The organism is Acinetobacter sp. YZS-X1-1, from assembly GCF_000804305.1.
Classification (GTDB): domain Bacteria; phylum Pseudomonadota; class Gammaproteobacteria; order Pseudomonadales; family Moraxellaceae; genus Acinetobacter; species Acinetobacter variabilis.
Window position 1 is genome coordinate 25,198 of sequence record NZ_JWHB01000001.1, and the last position, 17,851, is coordinate 43,048.

The 17,851-nt window shown below is 44.7% G+C and carries 18 protein-coding genes and 1 pseudogene; 8 read left to right on the forward strand and 11 right to left on the reverse strand.

Features of this window, described 5'->3' with window-relative positions; genetic code table 11:
* Position 1 precedes the first annotated feature (1 nt).
* The 9 genes from rpsC to RJ01_RS00215 all read right to left on the reverse strand — a co-directional run bounded on the left by rpsC (position 2) and on the right by RJ01_RS00215 (position 5,178).
* Positions 2-754, reverse strand: a complete 753-nt coding sequence (gene rpsC, locus RJ01_RS00175; protein WP_004786918.1) for a 30S ribosomal protein S3 — start codon at positions 752-754, stop codon at positions 2-4.
* Position 755: 1 nt separating this feature from the next.
* Entirely contained in the window at positions 756-1,085 is a 330-nt protein-coding gene (rplV, locus tag RJ01_RS00180) for a 50S ribosomal protein L22 (RefSeq protein WP_001982638.1), read from the reverse strand.
* Between the two features lie 11 nt (positions 1,086-1,096).
* The gene (gene rpsS, locus RJ01_RS00185; RefSeq protein WP_004673001.1) at positions 1,097-1,372 is read right to left on the reverse strand and encodes a 30S ribosomal protein S19; all 276 of its coding nucleotides are present in this window, start codon (positions 1,370-1,372) and stop codon (positions 1,097-1,099) included.
* Between the two features lie 19 nt (positions 1,373-1,391).
* A complete protein-coding gene (gene rplB / locus RJ01_RS00190; RefSeq protein ID WP_005233738.1) occupies positions 1,392-2,216 on the reverse strand; it encodes a 50S ribosomal protein L2 in 825 nt (274 codons plus the stop codon).
* An 11-nt stretch (positions 2,217-2,227) separates the two neighbouring features.
* On the reverse strand, positions 2,228-2,548 hold the full coding sequence (gene rplW, locus RJ01_RS00195; protein ID WP_004786923.1) for a 50S ribosomal protein L23: 321 nt from the start codon (positions 2,546-2,548) through the stop codon (positions 2,228-2,230).
* Complete coding sequence (gene rplD / locus RJ01_RS00200) at positions 2,545-3,147, reverse strand: 50S ribosomal protein L4 (protein WP_004786925.1); 603 nt, start codon at positions 3,145-3,147, stop codon at positions 2,545-2,547. The genes rplW and rplD overlap by 4 nt, the downstream gene beginning before the upstream one ends.
* Before the next feature lie 11 nt (positions 3,148-3,158).
* Complete coding sequence (rplC, locus tag RJ01_RS00205; protein WP_005233737.1) at positions 3,159-3,797, reverse strand: 50S ribosomal protein L3; 639 nt, start codon at positions 3,795-3,797, stop codon at positions 3,159-3,161.
* A 60-nt stretch (positions 3,798-3,857) separates the two neighbouring features.
* Positions 3,858-4,169, reverse strand: coding sequence for a 30S ribosomal protein S10 (gene rpsJ / locus RJ01_RS00210; RefSeq protein ID WP_000070912.1), 312 nt, complete (start codon positions 4,167-4,169; stop codon positions 3,858-3,860).
* Between the two features lie 274 nt (positions 4,170-4,443).
* Positions 4,444-5,178, reverse strand: a complete 735-nt coding sequence (locus RJ01_RS00215) for a type 1 glutamine amidotransferase (protein ID WP_034169664.1) — start codon at positions 5,176-5,178, stop codon at positions 4,444-4,446.
* Between the two features lie 162 nt (positions 5,179-5,340).
* Between RJ01_RS00215 and RJ01_RS00220 the strand changes: the two genes are divergently transcribed.
* The 7 genes and pseudogenes from RJ01_RS00220 (at position 5,341) to RJ01_RS00250 (ending at position 12,592) form a co-directional block, all read left to right on the forward strand.
* A complete protein-coding gene (locus tag RJ01_RS00220; protein WP_034169665.1) occupies positions 5,341-6,543 on the forward strand; it encodes a PLP-dependent transferase in 1,203 nt (400 codons plus the stop codon).
* Positions 6,544-6,561: 18 nt separating this feature from the next.
* The gene (locus RJ01_RS00225) at positions 6,562-8,112 is read left to right on the forward strand and encodes a helicase HerA-like domain-containing protein (protein WP_034169666.1); all 1,551 of its coding nucleotides are present in this window, start codon (positions 6,562-6,564) and stop codon (positions 8,110-8,112) included.
* A gap of 152 nt (positions 8,113-8,264) precedes the next feature.
* Positions 8,265-9,473: an NO-inducible flavohemoprotein gene (hmpA, locus tag RJ01_RS00230; RefSeq protein WP_005233731.1), complete on the forward strand. Its 1,209-nt coding sequence runs from the start codon at positions 8,265-8,267 to the stop codon at positions 9,471-9,473.
* 88 nt (positions 9,474-9,561) lie between these two features.
* The gene (locus tag RJ01_RS00235; RefSeq protein ID WP_034169667.1) at positions 9,562-10,002 is read left to right on the forward strand and encodes an Rrf2 family transcriptional regulator; all 441 of its coding nucleotides are present in this window, start codon (positions 9,562-9,564) and stop codon (positions 10,000-10,002) included.
* A 93-nt stretch (positions 10,003-10,095) separates the two neighbouring features.
* Positions 10,096-11,013 carry a ribosome biogenesis GTP-binding protein YihA/YsxC gene (yihA, locus tag RJ01_RS00240; RefSeq protein ID WP_034169668.1) on the forward strand — a complete coding sequence of 306 codons (918 nt, stop codon included), beginning with the start codon at positions 10,096-10,098 and terminating at the stop codon, positions 11,011-11,013.
* A 102-nt stretch (positions 11,014-11,115) separates the two neighbouring features.
* Positions 11,116-12,060, forward strand: a pseudogene (locus RJ01_RS00245) (metal-dependent hydrolase).
* 97 nt (positions 12,061-12,157) lie between these two features.
* Positions 12,158-12,592, forward strand: a complete 435-nt coding sequence (locus tag RJ01_RS00250; protein WP_034169669.1) for a VOC family protein — start codon at positions 12,158-12,160, stop codon at positions 12,590-12,592.
* On the opposite strand, the gene RJ01_RS00255 is transcribed toward RJ01_RS00250, so the two are convergent.
* Together RJ01_RS00255 and RJ01_RS00260 are read right to left on the reverse strand one after the other, a co-directional pair.
* Positions 12,589-13,827 (reverse strand): dicarboxylate/amino acid:cation symporter, encoded by a 1,239-nt coding sequence (locus RJ01_RS00255; protein ID WP_034169801.1) that lies wholly within the window; start codon positions 13,825-13,827, stop codon positions 12,589-12,591. The two genes, RJ01_RS00250 and RJ01_RS00255, sit on opposite strands and share 4 nt — an antisense overlap.
* Positions 13,828-13,969: 142 nt before the next feature.
* Entirely contained in the window at positions 13,970-14,842 is an 873-nt protein-coding gene (locus RJ01_RS00260) for an acyl-CoA thioesterase II (protein ID WP_004786947.1), read from the reverse strand.
* A gap of 282 nt (positions 14,843-15,124) precedes the next feature.
* Here RJ01_RS00260 and plsB point away from each other — a divergent pair, with 282 nt between their 5' ends.
* Entirely contained in the window at positions 15,125-17,692 is a 2,568-nt protein-coding gene (gene plsB, locus RJ01_RS00265; protein WP_034169670.1) for a glycerol-3-phosphate 1-O-acyltransferase PlsB, read from the forward strand.
* The last annotated feature ends 159 nt before the right edge of the window (positions 17,693-17,851 follow it).

The following is a 17,851-nucleotide window of genomic DNA, read 5'->3' on the forward strand; positions in this document are numbered from 1 at the left end:
ATTATTCTCCTTTTTCAGCAGAACGATCATTGCGACGACCACGACGCTCTTGACCTTCACCACGACCGCGACCGCGTTTAGCTGGACGTTCTTCAGCTGGAGCTGGGTTCATGACTTGTTTCATGCCACCCAAGATCTCACCACGGAAGATCCAAACTTTAACACCAATCGTACCGTAAGTAGTCTCAGCACGCATAGTCGCGTAGTCGATATCTGCACGAAGAGTATGTAGAGGTACACGACCTTCACGATACCATTCAGTACGAGCAATCTCAGCACCACCTAAACGGCCTGAAACTTCTACTTTGATACCTTTCGCACCAGCACGCATAGTGTTTTGAACCGCACGCTTCATAGCACGACGGAACATTACACGTTTTTCCAATTGAGAAGCGATAGCTTCAGCAACTAGACGCGCATCTAAGTCTGGACGATCAATTTCGTTGATACTTACTTGCGCAGGAACACCCATAATAGATGTTAATTCGCGTTGTAATTTCTCAATGTCTTCGCCTTTTTTACCGATTACGATACCAGGACGAGCAGTGCTAATAGTTACTTTAGCAGCGCCTGTTGGACGTTCGATAAGAATATTGCTGATCATTGCATTCTTAAGTTTTTTAGTTAAAAACTCACGAACTTGCAAATCTTTAAGCAAGTATTCAGCGTATTGTTTCGGACTCGCATACCAGTTAGCGTTATGACGTTTCACAACACCTAGGCGGATACCGATTGGATGAACCTTCTGACCCATATCAAACCCCTACCTTAACGGTGATGTGACAAGTACGCTTAGTAATACGATCTGCACGGCCTTTAGCACGTGGCATAATACGTTTCAGGCTCATGCCTTCATCAACGTAGATCGTAGAAACTTTAAGGTCGTCTACATCTAAACTGTTATTATGTTCAGCGTTTGCAATTGCAGATTCCAACGCTTTCTTAACCAATACTGCAGCTTTTTTGTTGCTGAAGTTTAAGATGTTAAGGGCGTGCGCAACAGATTTGCCGCGGATAAGATCTGCAACCAAACGAGCTTTTTGTGCCGAGATAGCGGCACCGCGTAATTTAGCAGTTACTTCCATCATAGCACCTATTAACGTTTAGATTTCTTGTCAACACCGTGACCACGGTAGGTACGAGTCGGTGCAAATTCACCAAGCTTGTGTCCAACCATATGTTCAGAGATGATCACTGGAACATGGTTACGGCCATTGTGTACAGAAATTGTTAAACCAACAAAATCCGGGAGGATCATCGAACGACGCGACCAAGTTTTGATCGGCTTACGGTTATTAGCCGCGATAGCCGCTTCAACCTTAGCGAACAAGTGCGCATCGACGAATGGGCCTTTTTTCAGAGAACGAGGCATTGTCAGATTCCTTTACTTGTTACTTAACGCGACGGTCGCGAATAATCATCTTAGTCGTACGCTTATTGGTACGTGTTTTGTACCCTTTAGCTTTTTGACCCCATGGGCTTACAGGTTGAATACCTTTGTTACGCCCTTCACCACCACCGTGTGGGTGATCAACTGGGTTCATCGCCATACCACGAACGGTAGGACGAACACCACGCCAGCGTGATGCACCAGCTTTACCTAGTGAGCGAAGGTTGCTTTCTGAGTTAGATACTTCACCTAACACAGCGCGGCATTCAACATGAATTTTACGCATCTCGCCTGAACGAAGACGAACGATAGCGTAAGAACCGTCACGACCCAACAACTGAACAGAAGTACCAGCTGAACGAGCTAACTGCGCGCCTTTACCGATTTTAAGTTCGATGTTGTGAAGAGTAGAACCGATAGGCATGTTGCGAAGTGGCAAGCAGTTACCTGGACGGATTGGAGCATCGTTACCAGATTGAACTGAATCACCAGCGCGTAAACCTTTAGGCGCGATGATGTAGCGACGTTCACCGTCAGCATACTTCAACAACGCAATGTGCGCAGTACGGTTTGGATCGTATTCAATACGCTCAACTACAGCTGGAATGCCGTCTTTGTTACGTTTGAAGTCGATTAAACGGTAGTGTTGTTTGTGACCGCCACCAACGTGACGAGTCGTAATGTGACCGTTGTTATTACGGCCGCCAGTACGTTTTTTAGCTTCAACTAGTGGAGCATAAGGCGCGCCTTTGTGAAGGTGATCATGAACCACTTTCTCTACAAAGCGACGTCCTGGAGACGTTGGCTTACATTTTTGAATAGGCATAGTTTTCGTCCTTATTCCGCTGCGCTTTCAGCGGCATCGCCCAAGTCAGCCATTTCAACATCTTGGCCAGCTTTCAGGGTGACGTATGCTTTTTTAACATCAGAACGACGTCCTAATGTTTTACCAAAGCGTTTAGTTTTACCTTTAGTGATCGTAGTGTTAACTTTAACAACTTCTACACCAAACAATTGTTCAACTGCTTTTTTGATTTCAAGTTTGTTTGCATCAAGTGCAACTTTAAATACTTGAACACCCGCAGTTTCACCTAAAACTTGTGCTTTTTCTGAGAAAACAGGTCCTTGCAGGACTTGATATAAACGTTCGTTGTTCATCCGAGTTCTACCTCAATTTTCTTAGCAGCAGCTACAGACATAACAACTTTATCGAACGCGATCAAGCTAACAGGATCGATTGCAGTCGCATCAACCACATCAACGTGTGGAAGGTTACGAGCAGCTAGATACAAGTTCTCATCAACAGCATCAGTAACGATCAATGCACGAGTAGCATTCAAGTCGTTAAGTTTTGCAAGCAATTCTTTAGTTTTTGGAGCTGCAACAGCAAACTCTTCAACTAGAACTAAGCGATCTTGACGAACAAGTTCAGCCAAGATGCATTGCATAGCACCGCGGTACATCTTACGGTTTACTTTTTGAGACCAGTCTTGTGGACGAGCAGCAAAAGTTTTACCACCGCCAACCCAGATTGGGCTACGAATAGAACCAGCACGAGCGCGGCCAGTACCTTTTTGACGGAATGGTTTTTTACCACCGCCAGAAACGTCTGCACGTGATTTCTGAGCTTTAGAACCTTGACGACCACCAGCTAAGTAAGCTGTAACAACTTGGTGTACAAGAGCTTCATTAAATTCACGACCGAACGCAACTTCTGATAATTCAACAGCAGAGCCGGAAACAGTATTTAAATTCACGTTATTTCCCCTCAGGCCTTGATCGTAGGACGAACAGTTACGTCGCCACCAGTAGCGCCAGGAATCGCACCTTTAACCACTAGAACTGAACGTTCTGCGTCGATAGATACAATTTCAAGACCCTGCACAGTTACGCGTTCAGCACCTAAATGGCCAGCCATTTTTTTGCCTTTGAACACGCGACCAGGAGTCTGGTTTTGACCTGTAGAACCTAGAACACGGTGAGAAACAGAGTTACCGTGAGTAGCGTCTTGAGTACGGAAGTTCCAACGCTTAACACCACCTTGGAAACCTTTACCTTTAGACTGACCAGTTACATCAACGATTTGACCAACTGTGAACAGATCTACACCGATAGTAGCGCCAACTTCACGACCTTCAAGCTCAGCTTCTGAAACGCGGAATTCTTGAACCAGACGACCAGCAGCAACACCAGCTTTCGCGAAGTGACCTTTCTGAGCGTTAGTTACGCGAGATTCGCGACGTTCACCAGTAGTGATTTGAATCGCTTGATAACCATCAGTTTCAAGCGTTTTGATTTGAGTGATGCGGTTAGGATCAACCTCAATCACTGTAACAGGCACAGAAACACCAGCATCTGTAAAGATACGTGTCATACCGCACTTGCGACCGACTAAACCAATAGCCATGTGCATAAACCTCTAAAAAAGCGGCCTAATTAACTTAGAGCGTTAATTAACCCGAAAGCCTTAACCCAATGCGATCTGAACATCAACACCAGCTGCAAGATCTAACTTCATCAATGCATCTACAGTTTTGTCTGTAGGTTGAACGATGTCGATCAAACGTTTGTAAGTGCGGATCTCGTATTGGTCACGCGCATCTTTGTTAACGTGTGGTGATGTTAAAACGTTAAAACGTTCAATGCGTGTAGGCATTGGAATTGGACCACAAACTTGTGCGCCAGTACGTTTTGCTGTTTCTACGATTTCTTGAGCTGATTGATCAATAAGACGGTGATCAAAAGACTTAAGACGGATACGAATTCTCTGGTTAGACATACCAGTTAACTCCAAGCCAAATATATAAAGAATCACTCTTGACGCATCTCACCCCACTATTTAAAGGCAAGTGTCAAGAGCAGTGAAATATCACTAAGGTCGTGATCGATGCCACGACTGTAACGATAGTTAACTACTTTCTTCGCAGTTAACTCCCTTCCTATTGAAGGGTCGCTTATTATAGCCATTGTTTATTGCATAAGCAAATCCCTTTTACGGTTTTTCTTGCTGTATTTCAATTTATTCGGGAAATCAATTGTTTATTTTTTACCCACTAGGCCGTTTTTTCCAAAACATATTGAATGGCTTGGTTTAATATTTGATTTCCTTGAATAAAATTATTTTTGGTTGTTCTTTTCAGTTGTTGAATGTCCTGTACGTATTTTCCAGAAAATTGTGAAATTTCTTCTTCATTTTCCAAAAACAGCTTTAAAGTTTCCGGGGTAATTTCCGGATGAAACTGGAAACCCAAGACATTCTTGCCGAGTTGATACATCTGATTACGACAGGCTTCATTTTCTGCCAGATGAATCGCTCCCTTAGGAAGTTCAAAAGTTTCACTATGCCATTGCATGATTTCAAACTGTTCAGGTAAAACAAAACAATCCTCTGGTACATGTGCGACTTTGCGTACCGTGGTCCAGCCTAGCTCCTGTTCCTGGTTACGGCTGACGGCCGCACCCAAGGCATTGGCAATCAACTGCCCACCTAAACATAGACCAATTGTCGGCTTGCCTTGAGAAAGATAACGGCGTAACCAGCGTTTTTCGATCTTGAGCCATGGATAATTTGCTTCATCATTGACGCTCATGGTGCCTCCCATGATGATCAGTAAATCAACTTCTTCAACTGCTGGTAAAGCTTCTATATCAAGTGGACGATCGACGGGTAAAGCAAAGAATTCAGTCGCAGTAATTTGCGCCTTATGCTGCTTTAAAAAATCAATACAACTACCAAAGCCCTCGCCAGCAATATGCTGAAAATAATGTACTTTTAACTGCGACTTCATGCGCCTAAACCTTTTGTTGTAGCTCTCTGATTTTAGGTTTTGCAAAAATGAAGCCAACTTTTTAGCAATGTCTGTTTTTTCAACATTTCACAACATAACTAGCAGCAATAATGAGATTCTCTTAAGCTAAAGCAATATTTGATTACATTTAAGAGCATTCACGTGAAAAAAAATCCTCAAACAGCGCTGATTCATGCACCACGAAAGGCCCCGCAATACATTTCGAGTATTCAACCTCCCTTGTTTCGTGCATCCACCATTATCTTTAACAACACCGATGCCCTATTTAATCGCCATTGGACTGATGACTATGACTATAGCTATGGCACGCATGGTACACCGACGACATTTACCTTAGGCGATAGCATTGCCCAGATCGAAGGTGGTCAATATTGTTTGCTGGCACCGAGTGGTTTATCCGCGATTAATCTCGTGAATTCTTGTTTTTTAAGCCAGGGCGATGAAGTGTGGGTTGCGGATAATATCTATGGTCCAAACATGGAACATCTACGCAATCTGGAAACCCGCTATGGTATTCAGGTCAAAGTCTATAATGCGATAGATGCAGATACTTTTCAGCCCTCGAAAAAAGCCAAACTGCTTTGGCTGGAAGCAGCAGGTTCCGTGACTTTAGAATTTCCCGATTTGAGTCGCTTGGTCAAGAAGGCCCAAGCGAACAACATCCTCACTGCGCTGGATAATACCTGGGGTGCAGGCCTTGCCTTTAATGCATTTGATTTTGGTGACGATCATTTAAGTATCGATATGACCGTGCATGCCCTGACTAAATATCCAAGTGGTGGCGGTGATATCCTGATGGGTTCAGTAGTGACCCGCGATAAAGAACTGCACCATAAATTGTTCCGTGCGCATGCCATTCAGGGTATTTCAGTATCAGGTGATGATGTCGCTCAGGTACAACGTAGTCTGGCATCGATGCAACTCCGATATGAACATCAATCACAAAGCTGTTTAACCTTATTAGACTGGCTCAAACAGCAACCAGAATTTGTTCAGGTCTTACATCCGGCTGATGCTGACAACGCAGGTCATGAATACTGGAAAGAAATTTGCAAGCACGAACACAGCGCCGGACTGGTCAGCGTGATTTTTGACAATAACTACAAGCTGCAAGATATTCGCAATTTCTGTGACAGCTTACAACTGTTTAAGCTTGGCTTTAGCTGGGGTGGTCCTGTCAGTCTGGTCATGCTATATAACTTAAAAGAAATGCGTGTGCTTGAACATTCACATTTGAAAGAAGGTTTTCTGGTTCGTTTCTGTATTGGTCTGGAACATCCCGAAGATCTGATTGAAGATATTCAGCATGCACTACAAGAAATGAAAAAACTTAAAAATGAATAAATAACAATAGGAAAATTTATGGGCACACTAATCATTATTGCTAAAAAAACCAGTGATACCACGCAAGATATTGTACTGCACTCACAGCTTGCCAACCGTCACGGACTAATTGCCGGCGCGACCGGAACCGGCAAAACGGTAACTTTGAAAGTTTTGGCAGAAAGTTTTTCCCGCATTGGTGTACCCGTGTTCCTTGCCGATGCCAAAGGCGATGTTTCCAGCCTGGCCAAGCCGGGGGAAAGCAATCCTAAGTTTGATGAACGCATTAAAAGCCTGAATATTGACTCACTTCCTTTTGAAGCTTCGCCGGTCGTGTTCTGGGATCTGTTTGGCGAACAGGGCCATCCGATCCGCACTACCATTTCTGAAATTGGGCCGCTTCTGCTTGCCCGCATCCTGAACCTGAATGACACACAAGAAGGTGTTCTCTCAGCAGTCTTCCGGATTGCCGATGATCAGGGCCTGTTACTGATCGACCTTAAAGACCTGAAAGCCATGCTGAGTTATGTCAGTGAACATGCTGCAGACTTTAAAGTGGAATATGGCAATCTTTCACCTGCCAGTCTCGGTGCGATTCAACGCAACCTGCTCGCGCTTGCTGATCAGGGTGGGGATAAATTTTTTGGTGAGCCGGCATTAGACCTGATGGATTTCCTGCAAACGGATAGCCAAGGTCGCGGTAATATCAATCTGCTGGCTGCCGACAAGCTGATGAACACACCGAAGTTGTACGCCACTTTCCTGCTATGGATGCTGTCAGAGTTATTTGAACAGTTACCAGAAGTGGGTGATCTAAACAAACCGAAACTGGTGTTCTTCTTTGATGAAGCCCACCTACTCTTTGATAATGCCAGCCCTGCCCTTCAGGAAAAGATTGAACAGGTGGTGCGTCTGATCCGCTCCAAAGGTGTCGGGATTTACTTTGTCACCCAGAATCCACTCGACTTACCTGAAAGCGTATTAGGGCAACTCGGCAACCGCATTCAGCATGCTTTACGCGCTTTTACGCCTAAAGACCAGAAGGCAGTCAAAGCGGCGGCAGATACCTTCCGTGCCAATCCAGAATTTAAAGTGCAGGAAGCGATTACTGAACTTGCTATGGGTGAAGCGCTGATTAGCTGTCTGGATGAAAAAGGGACTCCGCAGATTGTTGAACGTGGCTGGATCATGCCCCCACATTCCTCTTTTAGCCCGATTACACCAGAAGAACGTAAGGCACTGATGCAACAAAGCATCGTGGCTGGTATTTATGAGCAGGAAGTTGACCGTGACAGTGCGCATGAGATACTACAGCAAAAAGTACTGGAACGTCAGCAGCAGGCTCAAGCCGCGGAACTTGCCAAGCAGCAAGCCAAAGAACAGGAAGTTCTAGCTAAACAGCAAGCCAAGGAACAGGAACGTTTGGCACGTGAACAGCAAAAAGAAGCTGAACGTACAGCTAAGCAACGTGAAAAACTTACTCAGGATATTGTGGGTACCTTTGCTAAAAGTGCAGCACGTAGTCTTGGTGGTAGTACCGGCCAGAAAATTGTGCGTGGTCTATTAGGTTCCCTCTTCGGGCGTAAATAACCCTCCTTTCTCCGATCGAAAACATCATTTTTATGGGATATTTTTATATCCCATAACTTTTTTATGGTTTTATGCTTTTACTATATTGTAAAAGCATTTTATAAGATGTATTTTAAATACATCTTATAAATAACAGACATGAGAGATCAGCTATGACTCCACAGCAAATTGACCTTGTAAAAGCCACTGTTCCTGTACTTCGTGAAAATGGGGTAGCCCTGACCGGTTATTTCTATAACCGCATGCTAGGCAATAATCCTGATTTGAAAGAAACCTTTAACATGGGACATCAACGCAGTGGAGCTCAAGCACAAGCCTTGGCAGGTGCGGTTCTGGCTTATGCTGAAAATATCGAAGATCCATCTGTGCTGTTACCTGTGGTTGAGCTGATCGCACACAAGCACGTGAGCTTAAATATTAAGGCACCGGACTACGGTATTGTTGGGGAAAACCTTTTATATTCGATCAGTGAAGTGCTGAACATTTCTATGGATGATCCACTGATTGATGCTTGGGCTGCAGCATACGGTCAACTGGCGGATCTGTTTATTGCAACTGAAAAAGCGATTTACGACCAGCATGAACAGACTAAAGGTAGCTGGTTAGGCTGGCGCAACTTCAAGATTGCCAAGAAAGTCGTGGAAAGTGATGAAATCACTTCGTTCTACCTGACTCCAGTTGACGGCGGTCCATTACCAAAATATGAAGCCGGCCAATACATTTCAGTACGTGTATTCGTGCCTGAGCTGAACCTAAAACAGCCACGCCAATATACTCTATCGACTTGCCCACAAGCGGATTACCTGCGTATCTCGGTGAAACGTGAAGACCAGAAAGGCGACATGGTTCCAGGCTGGGTATCCAATACCCTACACAGCCTGCCAGAAGGTTCAGAAATTGAAGTCTCTGCACCAACAGGTAACTTCTACCTGATCGATCCGAACAAACGTAATGTGTTCATCAGTGGCGGTGTAGGTCTAACTCCAATGGTGGCCATGCTAAACCAGCTGGTGACTCTGGACATGCCACAGCCTGTGACTTTTATCCATGCCTGCCGTAGCAAACAGGTTCATGCAATGAAACAGCATATTCATGACCTGAAAGCCAAATACCCACGTTTAAGCACAATGACTGCTTATGAATTCCCGCACCCAAGCGATAAACTGGGCGAGGATTATGATGTTGCCGGTCGACTGGACTTAAGCACTGTAGATAGCGCATTATTACCAGCCAATGCAGACTACTATCTCTGTGGCCCAATGCCATTTATGGCTGAACAGCAAAAGGCACTTGTCGCTCGCGGAATTCCTGCTGAGAACATTCATAGCGAAGCCTTTGGCACAGGTGGTGTACGCCACTAACTGCTTCTTCAGCTTAAAATAAAAACAGAGGGTTAGTCTGGTATGCTAGACTAACCCTAATTTTTTCATCAAAAACATCAGTATTATCATGCAACTGAATAAATTTACTGACTATGCGCTGCGCATACTGATGTATGTTGCACAACCTCGTGATCTGCCTTATACAATTGCCGAGCTGGCGGAGCGCTTACAGATTTCACAGAACCATGCCATGAAAATCGTCTACTTTATGGCAAAACAGGACTGGCTCATTACCTCTCGCGGTAAAGGGGGTGGAATCCGTCTCAATCCGGCTGCCCTGAAAGTTCAGCTAGGACAGATTGTGCGTATTCTACAACGTGACAACCAGATTGTAGAATGTAATGATCCACCTTGTATATTACGTACCAATTGCGGATTAAAAGGCATTCTGGATCAGGCTGTGGAGCAGTTCTATACCAGTCTGGATCAATATATTCTGGGTGATGTCGTTGAACCGACTAAGGAACATTTTAGTATCCAGTCACCGATTAGTCTGATCAATCTCTAATACCCTTATTCTATTGAACAATTCTAAAGTTCGCTTGCCCGCCCGACTTCCTTTATAATAGCTTCTTGTATAATTAGTCATTGAAGTTGAGTCATGCATCACAGCAGAGGAAAGTCGAAAAACAGTAAGGCATCAAATGCCCCAAAGCAAAAGATCAGCTATGAAAAAAAGGTCGATCCAGCCATTACTGAATATTCGGTACAAGCCCTCAACTGGTTACGCAAAGCTGAGTTCCTGATGAGTGCACCCAAGCTGAGCTTGTGTGTAGAAGATACCGGTTATGAAGTGGCTTTTGCTGGCCGCTCTAATGCGGGTAAATCGAGTGCCATCAATGCCCTGACCAATCAGAAACAGTTGGCCCGTGCGTCCAAAAAACCAGGCCGTACCCAGATGATCAACTTCTTTAGCCTTGGCAATCCGGATCAGCGTCTGGTCGATTTACCGGGTTATGGCTATGCAGCGGTCCCAGAAGCCATGAAAATTGTCTGGCAGAAAGAACTGGAAAACTATCTGATTCACCGTAAGAGCCTTCAAGGTCTGGTGTTGCTGATGGATATCCGTCACCCGCTACAACACTTTGATGTGATGATGCTGGAATGGGCGTATTCACGTAAATTATTCGTACATGTCCTACTGACCAAAGCCGACAAACTGAACCGTGGCCCCGCTTCGAAAGCGCTACAAGAAGTGAAAGCCAAACTGAAAAAGATGAAGCTGGATTTCTCGATTCAACTATTCTCTTCTCTAAACAAGCAAGGTTTGGAAGAATTGGCCAGTGTGATGGGCGGCCGTTTGAACTTCACTTTGAATCAAGCACCTGAATTTGATCTGGACAGCATTCCTGAAGCTTCAATGCATGATTTAAACGAAGCTGATGAACCAATTGAATTATTAGAAGATGAAGATGAGACCAACAGCGCTCATGAAGTCAGTGCCAGTGAACTGAATGATCTGGACGCACCTGTGGAAGTCGATCCAACTGAGATTGTCGAACAGGATCCACACAAATAAGCCGAATGTGTTTGATCGGATAAAAGGATGTCCCGTATTGCCTGCTGCAATTCGGGATATTTTTTTCATACTGTCTTGATCAAGCAGTGATGGATTCACACCATGTCTTTACTTTCGCGCTTCAAAACAACAATAATTGGCTCTTCCATTTCCTATTTTATCCAGCCTCGCAAAGTCAGCTTTGAATGGCAAGACACTCCAGTCGACTGGATTCCTGATCAGCCCTTTGCCAGTTACTTCGTCAATGAAATTAACAATATTCTGCCCGCGAGTGAACTCTGGTTCTGCCGCTTATATAATAAAGTTCTCCCCCAGATCACTGACGAAAAATTAAAGCATGATGTACAGGCGTTTATCCGTCAGGAAGCCATGCATGCCCAGGCACATAATTCGTCCAATAAAGAATATTGATCTGAACGTCAGATTGATAGCCAGCGCAATTTGGACATCATGCATTTCCTATTTAACAAGCTGCTCGCCGATCAGCCATTCGGTCTCAAAATTCCTAAAATCTTAGAACACCAATGGGATCTGTTTCGTCTCGGTATCATTGCGACGATAGAACATATGACCTGTGTCTTGGGTAAATATGCACTCTACAATACTGAATGGGAACGTCTGGGTGCTGATCCGAATATGCTGGATCTGGTGAAATGGCATGGTGCTGAAGAAATTGAGCATCGTAGTGTGGCTTTTGATTTATACCGTCACCTAGGTGGCGGCTATATTGCGCGATATTATCTAAGTGTGGTGGTCATTATTGGTGTAATTGGCCTTTGGGTGGATGGTGCTGCACATTTAATGGCACAGGATCCACGCTTTAAACCACTTAAACCTGCCATACATAAACCCTGGATTTGGAAAGGATGGTTACGTATTTCCCAGTTAGATAACCGCCTGTTGCCAAATCCACTGTGGTTAGTATCCCAACAGCTCGGCTACTTAATGCCCTGGTATGATCCGGTGCATGAAGGCAGTACCGATGATGCGCTGCATTATCTCAACCATTCACAGGCAGCCAAACGTGCTACTCTCAAAGTCGCTTAAGCTTGCCTGTTATTACAATTTCTAACAGCAGAGATCGCTTCCCTGCTTTTTATTTGTCCTGAGATAGAAATATAACAATCATAATCAGGAGGGAGTTATGCAAGCACGGATTTCTGTGATTACCCTCGGTGTGCTCGATCTGGAAGCTTCACTACACTTTTACCGTGACGGACTGGGTTTTCCCAGTGAAGGCATTATGGGTGAAGAGTTTGAATATGGCGCGGTGGCTTTTATTCAATTACAACCTGGTCTTAAGCTTGCCTTATGGCCACAGCGTAGTATCCAGCAAGATACCGGTCTGGAGCCAAGCCCAATCTGTCCGACTCAAATGACTCTGGGGCATAATGTCTACGGTCCCTTAGAAGTCGATCAAGCAATGGCACAGGCAGAACGTGCCGGTGCTAAAATTATTAAACCTGCACACACGACTTTTTATGGCGGATATGCAGGTTATTTTCAGGACCCCAATGGTCATCTCTGGGAAATTGTCTGGAATCCAGACTTAGATAAAGCTGAATTAGACAAAGATTAAACTGGCACTTCAGGCTCGCGGGTATGTCGATCTACCACCACACTAATCATCATATCGCCCTGTACATTGACCACAGTACGTACGGTATCCAGCAGACGGTCAATTGGAAGTAAAATCGCAATCGCTTCAGCAGGCAGCCCCACCGATTGCAGCACCATGATCATGGTGACCATGCCGGCGCTTGGAATGCCCGGTGCACCTAGGGACGCAATCATTGCCGTGGCACAAACCACCAGCTGCTGACCTAAGGTTAGATCCAGCCCCATCAGATTGGCAATAAACAAAGCTGCGGCTGCTTCATAAAGTGCTGTTCCATCCATATTCAGCTGCGTGCCAAGTGGAATCACAAAACCGGCTGTTTGCGGACGTACCCCTAGATTTTCCTGCGCGCACTTTAAAGAAATCGGCATGGTTGCCGAACTGGAACTGGTGGCAAAGGCGGTAATTAATGCACTACGGGTGCCTTTAAAAAAAGTCAGTGGATTCATTTTTCCGAAGATCCATAGCAATAATGGCAACACCACTATCCCATGAAAAATTGTGGTACCTGTCACGACTGCCGCAAACTCGGCCAGACGGCTCAGTACTGAAATATCTTCAGTGGCAATTAACTTGGCGAGTAATGCAAAAATCCCAATCGGTGCCAGTTTCATGATCCAGCCAATCATCAACATCATGATGTCAAAAAACTGGTGACTGAGCTTACGCACAGTACGGAAGCTGTCTCCACCTGCGACCAGAGCCACACCGATAAATAGAGCCAAAATTACAACGGCTAGGACATTGCCATCAGCAAAGGCCTTAAAGGGATTGATTAGGGTATTCTGAATAAAATTAGTAAAGAAAGACGACGGCGTTAAGGTATCAGGCGTTTGATGCTGAGCCATGGCATCCTGAAACATCACCACATCCACACCTCTCCCTACATCAAACAGATGTGCACAAGTGAGGCCAAGAATCAGTGCCAATGAGGTGGTGGTCACACAACACAGCAAAGTAATTTTCCAGGTTCGACTCAGCTGTCCCCCCGCCTGCAGATTAGACACACCAACCACGATTGAAGTAAAAATCAGAGGAATCAAAATCATTTTCAGCAGGCCAATAAAAAGGCTGCTGGCAATTCCAATCCCGTACAGGCCGACATCAAAAAATGTGCTTTGCGGAAATAAAGTCAGTAAAAATCCAAACAGTACCCCCAATACGGCGGCAATTAAAATCTGCGTATTTAAGCTCATTTTACATGCATTTTTAATATTGATCTTAAGGGCAATATGCCATGCAAATACTGGAGAATCGAGTAATTTTTTATAAAGAGCCATGCTTAAAAAACATAAAGCCGGATCTGGGATCCGGCTTTATTTAGATTAAAAGTCCGCTTTACTGGGTTTCAATTTCACGTAAACGGATCAGGCCTTCTTGTGTGGTGCTACAGACCAGCTCACCATTTTGCCACATGCGGCCAAAGTTCAGACCACGCGAACTGGCACTTTGAGTAGCATCCATGTCGTATAACATCCATTCATCTACCCGGAACGGTTTATGGAAATACATGGCATGGTCAATACTGGCACATTGCAAGCTTGGAGACAGATAACTCAAACCATGCGGACGTAGTGCCGTGGTCATTAAGGTAAAGTCTGAATAGAAAGCAGCAATCGCTTGATGTAGGGAAATTTCATCCACTTCTGCAGCAATCTTTCCATGAGTACGGATATAGTGCGCATAATTCGGCGCTTCCGGTTGCGGCTGGAATGGGTTCACCGGCATCACAGGACGAATCTCGACATGACGGTCACGCATGAAAGACGCACGTACATTTTCCGGAATAAATTCAATAATCTGCCGGGTGAGTTCTGCTTCATTTTTCAGGCTTTCTGCCGGTGGATATTCAGGTTCTGAAATCTGATAGTTCAGGCCTTCTTCCTGATGCGCAAAAGAAACCATACACATGAAAATAGTACGGCCATGCTGAATGGCACGAACCTGACGGCTGACGAAACTTTTGCCATCACGGATACGGTCTACTTCATAAATGATCGGTGCATTGACATCGCCACCAAACAGGAAATAGGCATGCAATGAATGTGCAGGACGATCTGTGGTATAAGACGCAGCACGTAGGGCCTGTCCCAGAACCTGCCCACCAAATACGCGCTTGCCTACCAGATTACGGCTAATTCCCCGGAAAATATTTTCTTCTAACTTTTCTAAACTGAGCAGCTCGACCAGTTCCTGTGTTAAGGCATTCATAAGCAACCTGTGTGATATTGGCAAGATCCAGAAGTGTAGAAATAAATCTATACAATTTATTCTGAATATTCTGCCATAAAATCCAAGCAATCTTCTAAAGATTGATTGACTGTTCTGTCAACTGCTCTTGCAACTTACTAGGAAAAACATCTGCTTTCGCGCTAAAATTGAACCACTTCGATTGAATTTGTCAGAAAATGACATATTGTTTGTTTTTATAATCAATCAAAATAAATTCCCTCAGAAATTCTGTAGTTTTGGTCAGTAAAATTAGGAGTAACTATGTCCAAGAGTGGCTTTGGTCAAATGTATCGCAAGCTTTCAAGTAAGCTACTTGATCTTGTGGTCACCCCGCATGTTCTTGGGAAAGTACCAAGTGAAGTGACAACTCCTACTACTGACCAGATTCCGGCAGCGCAGCAGAAAATTGTCTGCTATATCTTGCAGAATCATTCACGCAGTAATGCGCTGGTAGTTGATGCAGAAACTCGCCGTTTAAATATGCCACCTGCGCTCGATCCTCTACAGATTGGTGACAGCAAGGAAAAGGCTTCTGTGCTGTTCCTGCAGTACCATGATGAGAATAATCTGCTTAGCTCACCACCACATGCCTTTCCACCACGTCTGTTACGTCTGATTGAAGTACTCGAAAAAAATCCTGAACTAGACGTGGAACTAGTACCGGTCACTGTGCTCTGGGGTCGTGATCCTGAAAAAGAAGATTCCTGGTTCAAGCTTTTATTTACCGATACCTGGTCAACACCAAGCCGAGTCAAACAGCTGGTGAATATCGGTCTGCATGGCCGCCAGTCTTATCTGGAGTTTCACGAGCCGCAATCTTTACGCGCCCTCATGGACTTTGCCAAAGAAACCTATCCAAATTCAGCGCCAGCGACCTATATTGTTAGCCGACTAAATGATTATCTAGATGCACAGCGTGAAGTGATTCTCGGCCCTGACCTGTCAGATCGCCGTAATGTGATGCATGGCCTGATTAAATCTCCGGATGTACAGGCGGCTATTCGTAACGAAAGTATCCGTAGCAAAATCAGTATGCTGGAAGCAGAGCGTCGTGCGATTGGCTATCTGAATGAAATTGTATCGGACTATTCTCATTCTACCGTGCGCTTCGCCGATAAAGCCCTGACCCGTTTATGGACCCAGCTCTATGACGGTGTTGAAGTGCATAATTTCAGTACCGTGCGTGAACTGGCCAAAGATTATGAAATTGTCTATACGCCATGTCACCGCAGTCATATCGACTATTTGTTATTGTCTTACGTAATCTATCGCCGTGGCCTAATGGTGCCTTATATTGCGGCAGGCGATAACCTGAACATGCCATTTGTGGGCCAGATCTTACGGGGTGGTGGTGCTTTCTTTATCCGTCGTACCTTCCGCGGTAATGCACTTTATACCACTGTATTTAAAGAGTATCTGTATAGCGTGCTGTCGCGTAATACTCCACTGGAATACTTTATCGAAGGTGGCCGTTCACGTACTGGTCGTCTACTGCCACCAAAAACCGGCATGCTGGCGATGACCATACATAGTCATTTACGTGGCAAGGCCAAGCCAATTGTCTTTGTTCCGACTTATATCGGCTATGAACGCCTGATGGAAGGTGGTACTTATGTCGGTGAGATGAACGGCAAGCCGAAAGAAGCAGAATCTATTTTCGGTATCCTGAAAACCTTGCGCAAAATTGAACGTATTTTTGGCAAGGTCCATCTGAACTTCGGTGAACCGGTATTTCTGGATGACATCCTGAAACAGCACGGTGCAGAACATATCAAAATTGAAAAGAATGATGATCCGATTCCGCAGCCGGTATCCGACGCAGTCAACAGTTCCGCTCAAGCCATTCTGGAAAATATCAACCGTGCAGTCGTGGTGAATCCGGTTTCACTGCTGTCACTCATTTTATTGGCAACACCGAAACATACCCTGGACGAAGAAATCTGTATCAAGCAGCTGGATACCTACCGTAATCTGCTGGTGGCTTTACCTTATGATGAGCGTATGCAAATTACCTCACTTTCAGGTAAAGAGATTATTGCCTATGCAATGAAGCTCAAGCTGATCAAACGGGTGAAACATGTTCTGGGCGATATTATTGCGATTGAGGATAATCAGGCTGTATTGCTGACCTATTTCCGTAATAACATCGTGCATAGTTTTGTACTGCCTTCCCTGATTGCAGCACTGGTAGAACACAACGGCATGATTCGTCGTGAAGATGCGATTAATGCCAGCAGTACGCTCTATCCGTTCCTGAAAGCCGAGCTGTTCCTGAAATGGAAAGAAGACGAAATTCAGCAACACGTTGACGCATATATCGATGCTTTACTTGCAACCAACCTGATCAGTGAAGATGGTGAAAATCTGGTAGCACCAGCACCAAATACTGAAGCGCATCACCAGCTTGAAGTTCTGGCTGCTCCAGTGACCCAAAGTCTGGAGCGTTACTATATGACACTGGCTTTAATCACTCAGCGTGGACCAGGCAACATTTCGACCCGTCAGGTGGAAGAACTGAGTCATCTGGTGGGGCAACGCCTTTCTGTACTATATGAATTCAACTCACCAGAATTCTTTGATAAAGCCTTATTCCAAAGCTTTATCAAAGTTTTGACGCAAAAAGGCTATATATGTACCAACGAAGACAATGCCATTGTCTATGATGAGCAGCTGACCAATGTTGCGCAGTATGCAGATCTGGTACTGGATGAAGTGAAGCTGCAAATGCTGCATCACATCACGTCCTTTACCGATGAAGAGCTGAAAGAAGCATTAGATGCAGTTGCGGCTGAACAAGCCAAGAAACGTGCGAAACGCAAGAAAAAGTAAAGCTTAAGTAAAGGAAAAGAGAGGTTTTTGCCTCTCTTTTTTTGCTTGAGAATTAATAAAAATAATAGATATTCCCTCTCCTTTTAGGAGATGGTTAGAGAGAGGTGATTTAAAAAACCCTCCTCCTAACCTCCTCCCAGAGGAAGGAGGAACTTCCAA

Excerpts from the sequence above, each read along its gene's own strand:
- rpsC (WP_004786918.1), bottom strand. The coding sequence starts at position 754 with ATGGGTCAGAAGGTTCATCCAATCGGTATCCGCCTAGGTGTTGTGAAA.
- RJ01_RS00250 (WP_034169669.1), top strand. The coding sequence starts at position 12,158 with ATGCAAGCACGGATTTCTGTGATTACCCTCGGTGTGCTCGATCTGGAA.
- rplC (WP_005233737.1), bottom strand. The coding sequence starts at position 3,797 with ATGGCTATTGGTTTAGTCGGTCGCAAGTGCGGTATGACACGTATCTTT.
- yihA (WP_034169668.1), top strand. The coding sequence starts at position 10,096 with ATGCATCACAGCAGAGGAAAGTCGAAAAACAGTAAGGCATCAAATGCC.
- rpsJ (WP_000070912.1), bottom strand. The coding sequence starts at position 4,169 with ATGTCTAACCAGAGAATTCGTATCCGTCTTAAGTCTTTTGATCACCGT.
- rplW (WP_004786923.1), bottom strand. The coding sequence starts at position 2,548 with ATGAACAACGAACGTTTATATCAAGTCCTGCAAGGACCTGTTTTCTCA.
- hmpA (WP_005233731.1), top strand. The coding sequence starts at position 8,265 with ATGACTCCACAGCAAATTGACCTTGTAAAAGCCACTGTTCCTGTACTT.
- RJ01_RS00255 (WP_034169801.1), bottom strand. The coding sequence starts at position 13,827 with ATGAGCTTAAATACGCAGATTTTAATTGCCGCCGTATTGGGGGTACTG.
- RJ01_RS00225 (WP_034169666.1), top strand. The coding sequence starts at position 6,562 with ATGGGCACACTAATCATTATTGCTAAAAAAACCAGTGATACCACGCAA.
- rpsS (WP_004673001.1), bottom strand. The coding sequence starts at position 1,372 with ATGCCTCGTTCTCTGAAAAAAGGCCCATTCGTCGATGCGCACTTGTTC.
- RJ01_RS00235 (WP_034169667.1), top strand. The coding sequence starts at position 9,562 with ATGCAACTGAATAAATTTACTGACTATGCGCTGCGCATACTGATGTAT.
- RJ01_RS00215 (WP_034169664.1), bottom strand. The coding sequence starts at position 5,178 with ATGAAGTCGCAGTTAAAAGTACATTATTTTCAGCATATTGCTGGCGAG.
- rplV (WP_001982638.1), bottom strand. The coding sequence starts at position 1,085 with ATGGAAGTAACTGCTAAATTACGCGGTGCCGCTATCTCGGCACAAAAA.
- rplB (WP_005233738.1), bottom strand. The coding sequence starts at position 2,216 with ATGCCTATTCAAAAATGTAAGCCAACGTCTCCAGGACGTCGCTTTGTA.
- plsB (WP_034169670.1), top strand. The coding sequence starts at position 15,125 with ATGTCCAAGAGTGGCTTTGGTCAAATGTATCGCAAGCTTTCAAGTAAG.
- RJ01_RS00260 (WP_004786947.1), bottom strand. The coding sequence starts at position 14,842 with ATGAATGCCTTAACACAGGAACTGGTCGAGCTGCTCAGTTTAGAAAAG.